General features: G+C 48.6%; 2 tRNA genes and 2 rRNA genes. All 4 read left to right on the forward strand.

Going from position 1 to position 795, the window contains the following annotated elements:
• Nucleotides 1-185: ribosomal RNA gene (locus tag AC1DRN_RS29910) — 16S ribosomal RNA — on the forward strand; the annotation flags it as partial.
• Nucleotides 186-307: 122 nt separating this feature from the next.
• Nucleotides 308-384 (forward strand) — tRNA-Ile (locus tag AC1DRN_RS29915).
• A gap of 9 nt (nucleotides 385-393) precedes the next feature.
• Nucleotides 394-469 (forward strand) — tRNA-Ala (locus AC1DRN_RS29920).
• Nucleotides 470-710: 241 nt separating this feature from the next.
• A 23S ribosomal RNA gene (locus AC1DRN_RS29925) occupies nucleotides 711-795 on the forward strand; the annotation flags it as partial.

Below are 795 nucleotides of genomic sequence, written 5' to 3' on the forward strand. Positions count from 1 at the left end.
TCAGAATGTCGCGGTGAATACGTTCCCGGGCCTTGTACACACCGCCCGTCACACCATGGGAGTGGGTTGCACCAGAAGTAGCTAGTCTAACCTTCGGGAGGACGGTTACCACGGTGTGATTCATGACTGGGGTGAAGTCGTAACAAGGTAGCCGTAGGGGAACCTGCGGCTGGATCACCTCCTTAATCGACGACTCAGCTGCTCCATAAGTTCCCACACGAATTGCTTGATTCATTGAAGAAGACGATAGAAGCAGCTTTAAGCTCCAAGCTGATAGCTCCAAGCTAACAGTTACGCGCTCGAAATTGGGTCTGTAGCTCAGTTGGTTAGAGCGCACCCCTGATAAGGGTGAGGTCGGCAGTTCGAATCTGCCCAGACCCACCAATTTTGTATGGGGCCATAGCTCAGCTGGGAGAGCGCCTGCCTTGCACGCAGGAGGTCAACGGTTCGATCCCGTTTGGCTCCACCATTAACTGCTTCGAAACGTTTGAGAGTTTAGAAATGAATATTCCGCTGTGAATATTGATTTCTAGTCTTTTGATTAGATCGTTCTTTAAAAATTTGGGTATGTGATAGAAAGATAGACTGAACGTTACTTTCACTGGTAACGGATCAGGCTAAGGTAAAATTTGTGAGTTCTCTTAGTTGAGAAATTCGAATTTTCGGCGAATGTCGTCTTCACAGTATAACCAGATTGCTTGGGGTTATATGGTCAAGTGAAGAAGCGCATACGGTGGATGCCTTGGCAGTCAGAGGCGATGAAAGACGTGGTAGCCTGCGAAAAGCTTCGGGGAG

This window comes from Pseudomonas sp. P5_B3, assembly GCF_056400405.1.